Source organism: Mesorhizobium sp. M4A.F.Ca.ET.020.02.1.1, from assembly GCF_004022645.1.
Lineage (GTDB): Bacteria > Pseudomonadota > Alphaproteobacteria > Rhizobiales > Rhizobiaceae > Mesorhizobium.
Genome location: NZ_RZOI01000329.1, coordinates 1 through 6,434, shown reverse-complemented (window position 1 = coordinate 6,434; position 6,434 = coordinate 1). Strand labels below are relative to the sequence as shown.

The 6,434-nt window shown below is 61.9% G+C and carries 4 protein-coding genes; 1 reads left to right on the top strand and 3 read right to left on the bottom strand.

The features are described 5' to 3' along the window. Positions 1 to 206 precede the first annotated feature (206 nt). From EN742_RS19960 to EN742_RS19950, 3 genes are all read right to left on the bottom strand, one after another. A complete protein-coding gene (locus EN742_RS19960) occupies positions 207 to 1,202 on the bottom strand; it encodes a GlxA family transcriptional regulator (protein ID WP_348628233.1) in 996 nt (331 codons plus the stop codon). Positions 1,203 to 1,684: 482 nt separating this feature from the next. Beyond that, the gene (locus EN742_RS19955; RefSeq protein ID WP_127405784.1) at positions 1,685 to 2,365 is read right to left on the bottom strand and encodes a redoxin domain-containing protein; all 681 of its coding nucleotides are present in this window, start codon (positions 2,363 to 2,365) and stop codon (positions 1,685 to 1,687) included. 19 nt (positions 2,366 to 2,384) lie between these two features. Next, on the bottom strand, positions 2,385 to 5,684 hold the full coding sequence (locus EN742_RS19950) for an adenylate/guanylate cyclase domain-containing protein (protein ID WP_189375475.1): 3,300 nt from the start codon (positions 5,682 to 5,684) through the stop codon (positions 2,385 to 2,387). Positions 5,685 to 5,925: 241 nt separating this feature from the next. On the opposite strand from EN742_RS19950, the gene EN742_RS19945 reads away from it, so the two are divergent. Then, a partial coding sequence (locus tag EN742_RS19945; RefSeq protein ID WP_145965457.1) for an adenylate/guanylate cyclase domain-containing protein occupies positions 5,926 to 6,434 on the top strand: 509 nt, incomplete at its 3' end.

Here is a 6,434-nt window from a genome sequence, read left to right as displayed (position 1 = left end):
GATGGGAGGAATCTGGCGGGTCGGTGGGGAATCGGTAGATCCCGGGTAGGGAAGAGCCTACCCGGGCAAAGGCAGGCCATGCTGCGGCGCTCTGCGAAATCCTATGTCGAGCCAGTCGGATTGGTCGCTGTCCAAGCGCGGCGCCAGTAGACGCTCGCCCGGCTACCTGGCCGAACCAGTCGTGGAAGCGACAAAATTGATGACGCCTATGAGGCGGCGGGGTATTTCCTCTCCAATCGTTCCTGCTGCGGCGTTTGGGCGTAGAGTTCGCGGTAGCATTTGGAAAAATGCGACGCTGAAATGAAGCCGCATGCGGTGGCCACCTCGACTATCGGCACGGATGACTGGATCAGCATATGTCGTGCACGCTCGAGGCGTATCTCCAAATAATAACGGGCGGGCGAGCGCCCCATCTCATCGCGGAAAAGACGCTCGATCTGCCGTCGCGACAGTCCGACTTGCTTGGCAATATCGCCCACGGATATTGGGTCGGACGGGTTAGCGTCCATCAGTTCGATTATGGTCAGCACTTTCGAATTCTGAATGCCGAGCCGCGCTCGCAAAGGCAGTCGCTGGCCATCGCTTGCGCCGCGCACCCGATCGGTCAGCACCTGCTCACAGACGCGACTGACCAGGGATTCATCAAAATCATCGCCGATCAGCTTCAACATCATGTCAAGAGCGGCCGTGCCGCCGGCGCATGTGTAGATGTCGTGATCGACCTCAAAGAGGTCGGCAAACACATGCGCGTTCGGAAATGCCTCGGCGAAGCCTGGCAGGTTTTCCCAATGGATGGCGCAGCGTTTGCCGGCGAGCAACCCGGCAGCCGCCAGCACATGGGCGCCGGTGCAGAGGCCGCCGATCGCAACGCCGCGAGCATGTTCCTCGCGCAACCAGGCCAAGGCAGATTTGTTCGAATAACGCTCGACGTTGATGCCGGTGCAGACGATGACCATCGATGGCCTGTCGGGGCCAGCCAGCATCCGCCGCTCGTCCTGCAACGAGGTGTTGACCGCACACAGCACGCCGCTCGAAGCGGGCACGGGCCGCCCGTCGATACTAGCCAGCCGCCACTTATAGGCTTCGTAGCCGAGCATCCGGTTGGCGATGCGGATCGGCTCCAGCGCAGTCGCAAAGGCGACCATGGTGAAATCCGGCACCAGAAAGAAGACGAGCGAGCGCTTGATCGGATGTTCAGACATGTTCACTGTGACTAACGTCCGTGTCGCGAACCGGATGTCGTGAATGCGCCATCGACGACAGAATTTTTTTGCTTGTCACCATTGCGTAGACTCCGGCTCTTAAGCGGCTGGGAGAGCGTACCGGAAACCGCACCACGGCGAGAGCAGATCGACCCTGCGAAATAGAAACCTTGGAGTGGTGGGCCCGGCGGGTCAACGTTTCCTATATGAAATCAATACGTTAGCGGATTGTTCGCCAATCCGTTTCCATCGAACCCTCTCATATGGTCCTGGCGAACCCAATAACCAGGACGAAGAGTGATTTGAAAGCTGTGTCATGAGCAATAGGGTGACCCCTCCCCCTCTTTGACGCCTCAACTGGTTCATTGCAGTCTTTCCTGCGGTCGGATGGTGTGGAATGGCTCCCGCCGCCATTGACGGCATGCTGACGATTGGAAGGGGTGCTGTGGCAGCGACCCCACGATACGGAGCCATCTACAAATCTATTGGGCGACTTGGGACACGGCTGACATCAGCTCCTGGGGGCTTGGCGCCGCAAACATGTATCGCCCGCCCTCTGGAACCTCCGTGAAGCTCCAGCGGACGATCCCCTGGCGATCCAGCAGGAACTGACCGACCAGTTGTCCGTGTCCCGTTGCCATCATCTGCTCGTCGGCTTCGGTCATTTCGTAGTGGTCCTTTTTGCCAAGGATTTCGCCGGCTGCGATAGGATCCATGGGACCGGGCAACTCGCCTGGTATGTCGATCCTCATATCCTTTACCGCTGCCATCGAGACCTTGTACGGCCAGTTCGTCTCGTCTTGGGTGAATTCGAGATTGGGCAATCCAAAAGCACGATGTGAAGCGCGTTCAGGGTCGGAGGCCGCAAGCAGATTCGGCATCGGGTGGTAGCGGAAATAGAGACGCGCCCGCTCGATCGGCGTATTGACCACCGTCAGGCTCCCCACACCCTTTTCGCGCAGCTCCGGATCAAGCCGCGCCTGGGCGGCAATATGGCGCCGGCAAAACGCACAGTGCAGACCTCGAAACAGGCCGACCAACACCGGTTTTTGTCCGCGAAAGTCGTCAAGCGCGATCTTGCCTTCCTGGGTAATGGCGTCGAGTACCAGGTTCGGCGCTCGGTCGCCCGGCTGAAGCGGTATCAAGTCAATACGCGCGGCCATTTCCAACCTCCCACCCCGGCTAGTCGAGAAAAGGCAGCACCACAAGCGCTTCCGGGTCGAGCCCGTGCTGGGCGCATATGCCCTGCGCCAGGGAAAAGTAGCGTTCGGCCTCGGCCAGATTGTCGAGGTCGAGACTAAGCGTTGCAAGACCATCATAGCACGGAAACAGCAGTTGGGGCTCGCCCGTTTCGCGGGCTACGTCCAGTGCTTCGTGGAACAACCCAACCGCCAGTTCCGGACGGCCATTGCACTGGTGGATCTGCCCAAGCACGATTAACGGCACCGGCAGGTGCTCGCGCTGGTCGAGCGCCCGGTCGATCTCGATGGCCTTCTCGGCAGCAGGCACGCCCTCCGTTGGACAGCGATCCGTGAAAGTGCAGCAAGCAACCGCGAGATTGGCGAGGAGGCGCGCCTGGAAACCCAAATCACCAATATGGCGCGCCACTTCAAGACCGCGCCGACAGACCTCGATTGCCTTTGCGGGATCGATGGTCGTGTAAAGCACGCCGAGATTGGTGTAGCCGCGGCACGCCGCGCCGGGTAGACCGGCGGCTTCGGCCAATTCAATGCTACGTTCAACCAGGCCAACGGCTTCGCGGTTTCGTCCAAGGCGAGCCAGTGCAACAGCCTTGGTATTAAGTGCCTCGGCGGTCACGAGAGTGGCGTCAGCCCCTCCTTCGGAAACATGCTCCGTTGTCAGAGTGCTTACGCAATCCAGCGCCGCGTCCGCCCATTTTGCGGCGAGAGCGTGATCTCCGCTACGGAACGCCTGTCGGCCACGTTCTTGCCAGAGATGCGCCTGCTCGATCGGGGCATCAGCTCCATCGAGGAGCGCTGCCGCTTCAGCATAGCGGGATTCCGCGTTGTCCCGCTTGCCGACATCCCAGAACAGCCGCCCGATCTTGCGCAAAACGCGCGCCGAAGCGACACGATCGGTGGATTCGCGGTATGCCTGCAAGACCGTCTCGTAGTGGCGGTGCGCGATTTCGCGGCGGCCTAGCGGGCCGCTCAAATCGGCAGTGCGCTCTTGAATTGCCAGTTTGAGCGGTGTTTGCCCGATCGCGCCCAACGCAGTCAGTGCTCGCTCGTAGAGACGAAGCGCGTCGTCGTTGGCGTATATCATGCGAGCGCGATCGCCCGCCGCCTGCAGGTAATGCGCCCCCCTCTCCCGCTCGGCGCTCTGTGCGAAATGATGACCGAGCGCGGTCAAATCCTCGAGCCGTTCCGGCTTGTCGCCGCACAGTTGCTCCAAGGCGGTACCGACCCGCCCGTGGATATCGGTCCGGCGTTGCAGGAGCAGGTTCTGGTAGATCACGTCCTGCAGCAATGTTTGCGTAAAGCGGTAGCTTTGCGACGAGACCGAGCCTGATCCTGCAACCTCCTCGATGATTTCCGCATCGCAAAGCAATTCGCAGCCTGCCTCCAACCGGCCGGGGTCGGCTGTCACCGCTTTCAGAAGTGTGGCATCGAAGCGCGGGCCGATTACCGCGGCTTCCTGGGCCAACCGGCGCACCTCCGGGGGCAGCCGGTCGACGCGGGCAAGCAACATTGCCTGGATAGTGGCGGGAATGCCGGTTGCGACTTCGCCTGCCACGGTCCGCCATCGCTGGCCCTCGCGCATCAGGACACCGCCATCGATAAGGCCGCGAACGATCTCCTCGACAAAAAGCGGGTTGCCACCCGCGCGCTCGAGGATCTGGTCGACAAGCCCGCCTGCGGAGCTTACCCAGCTCTCGCCGAAAAGGGCCGCCAGCAGGCTGCGTCCGTCACTACTGTTGAGCGGCGAAAGCCGGAGCGCTGTGTGACTGACCCGACTTGAGTCGAGCTGGTCGTTGTCCGGCGCCGGACGATGCGTGACCAGCAACATCAACCGCGTACGTTCCAACCTGTCCATCACGAAACGCAGTGCCTCGAGCGACGCGGCGTCGGCCCAGTGCAGGTCCTCGACGACAATCAACAGCGGCGACAACGCAAGCCGCCGTTCGATGATGGTGCGGACCGCGTAGAGAATTTGCCGCCGCAACTGCTCGGGCTCGACATGCTGCAGGGTGGCATCGGGGTCGCCAAGGCCAAGCACATGGTAGAGCAAAGGCATCAGCCGCTTCGCCTCCTCGCCCTGCAGGCCGAGATCGGTAAGCAAGCCCGCGAGCTTGCCCCGCATTTCGTCCCCGCTGTCGTTTTGCATCATCCCGGCAGCGCTGCGCACCACTGCGCCCAAGGCGCCAAATGATTGTTCGCCCAGCGGTGAGCAAGTGGCCTGCCGCACGGCGACGTTGCGAAAACGATCCTCGTCGCCGACGCGGGCGACGAACTCCTTCACCAGCCGCGATTTCCCGATACCGGCTTCTCCGACGAGGCGGACAAGTTGGGCCGAGCCGCCGCACGCCTGGTCGAGGCTCGCCAGCATTCTATTCAGCTCCGCACCGCGACCTATTATCGGCGCACTGAGGCCGAGCACCTCGAGCCCGCGCGCCGCACGCGGCGCCGTAAGCGGTGCATCCAGTCGATGGACGAGCACACTGCCAGCCTTGCCGCGAAGCACGACATCCCCCAGCGACTCGTAAGAGAAGGCATGCCGGGTCAGCCTGTGAGTGAGCTCGCCGACCAGCACCTCACCCGGTGCGGCCAGCGATTGCAGGCGTTGCGCCGTATTCACTGTGTCTCCGGTCACCGAATAGGATTTGGCGGCGCCGATGCCCAATCCTCCAGTAACGACCGGACCGGTGTTTATGCCGATGTGGAGTAACAGAGGCGAGCCGGAGTGGGAGGTGCGTTCGCCGAGCCGTGCCGTCCGGGCGATCATGTCGAGAGCGGCGCGGAGCGCACGTTCCGGATCGTCCTCGTGCGCGACCGGTGCACCGAACAAAGCGAGCAGTGCATCGCCGATGAATTTGTCCACGAAACCACCAAAGTTTCGCACGGCCGCTGTCAATTCCTTGAACAGTTCGTTCTGCAGCGTTTGCATGACCTCGGGGTCGAGCTGCTCGCTGAGTGTCGTGAAGCCGCAAAGGTCGGCGAACAGGACCGTTACCGTCCGGCGATCGGCGTCAGAGACGGGATGCAGCCGTTCTTCGCTCTCGATGTTCGCAAGCAGCGACGGAGTTCGAGAAGGCGGCTCAATCGTCCGGCTTGGTGTCGGAGCCGGCCGTTCGGCGGCCTTTGCCGGCGCGCCGAGGCTTGCCCCACATTTCGGACAGAACTCGAAATCAGGTGCGCAGAGGTAGCCGCAACCGGCGCATGGCACGGGCTGGCGCCTGCCACACTTCGGACAGAAAGCGAAACCGCCCTCAACCTCGAAACCGCAGCCTGAGCACTCCATGGAGCAAGACCTCACTTGCGGCCGTGACGGCGTGATCTCGCTTAGCGCTTCACGGTCACGGTATTCACAAGCATGAACCGATAGCCGTCGACCAGCAAGCGGCAGCGCAAATGGGCGTCGAGCGACCCGTGTGGACCCTGTGGCAGAGCGCTGCCGATCCGGACCGCTGGGTAGCCATCGTTTGCGAAAGTTCCCTCTTGCCCTCCTTCTTCCTGCTATCGTGGAGATGAGGAGACGGACCATGAGCGAGAATCGTAAGCTAGCGGCAATCCTGGCTGCAGATGTGGTCGGATATAGCCGGCTCGCGAGCGCGGACGAAGATCTTACTTTGGCAAGATTGCGGACACTGCGCAGCGACCTGATCGATCCCACCATCGCAGTGCACAACGGGCGGGTGATCAAGCGCACCGGGGATGGGGCGCTGGTTGAGTTCCGCAGTGTGGTGGATGCCGTGCGCTGCGCCGTTGAGGTTCAAAATGGTATGGTTGAACGCAATGCCGGCGTGCCGCAGGACCGTCGCATCGAGTTCAGGATCGGCATCCATCTGGGGGATGTGGTGGAAGAAAGTGACGGCGACCTGATGGGCGACGGCGTCAACATCGCCTCGCGTTTGGAGGGCGTCGCGTCGCCCGGCGCTATCTGCCTGTCCGAGGATGCCTATCGCCAGGTCAAGGCGAGGCTCGACCTCTCGGTCAGCGATCTCGGGAGCACGCAGCTCAAGAACATCGCCGAGCCGATCAGGGTCTATTC

Coding starts and splice junctions, on each gene's coding strand:
- EN742_RS19950 (WP_189375475.1), bottom strand. CDS start 5,684: ATGGAGTGCTCAGGCTGCGGTTTCGAGGTTGAGGGCGGTTTCGCTTTC.
- EN742_RS19955 (WP_127405784.1), bottom strand. CDS start 2,365: ATGGCCGCGCGTATTGACTTGATACCGCTTCAGCCGGGCGACCGAGCG.
- EN742_RS19960 (WP_348628233.1), bottom strand. CDS start 1,202: ATGTCTGAACATCCGATCAAGCGCTCGCTCGTCTTCTTTCTGGTGCCG.